Raw genomic sequence first — 234 nt, 5'->3', positions numbered from 1 at the left:
CGCGCCTTCTTCTCCTTCATCTCCACTTCGGTGGCCGCCCCCACCTTGATCACGGCAACACCGCCGGCGAGCTTCGCCACCCGCTCCTGCAGCTTCTCCCGGTCGTAGTCGGAGGTGGTCTCCTCGATCTGGGCACGGATCTGCTTGACCCGGTCTTCGATCTTCTTCTTCTCGCCCGCGCCATCGATGATGGTGGTATCTTCCTTGCCCACCTCGACCAGCTTGGCACGGCCC

The 234-nt window shown here is 63.7% G+C and carries 1 pseudogene; it reads right to left on the bottom strand.

What is annotated here, in order from left to right:
* Nucleotides 1–234 (bottom strand): annotated as a pseudogene (gene groEL, locus ACTFO6_RS19925) (chaperonin GroEL); the annotation flags it as partial.

The organism is Pelomicrobium sp. G1, from assembly GCF_051905455.1.
Taxonomy (GTDB): Bacteria; Pseudomonadota; Gammaproteobacteria; order Burkholderiales; family UBA6910; genus Pelomicrobium.
The sequence above is the reverse complement of the archived record's forward strand: the minus strand, read 5'-3'. Positions and strand labels throughout refer to the sequence as shown.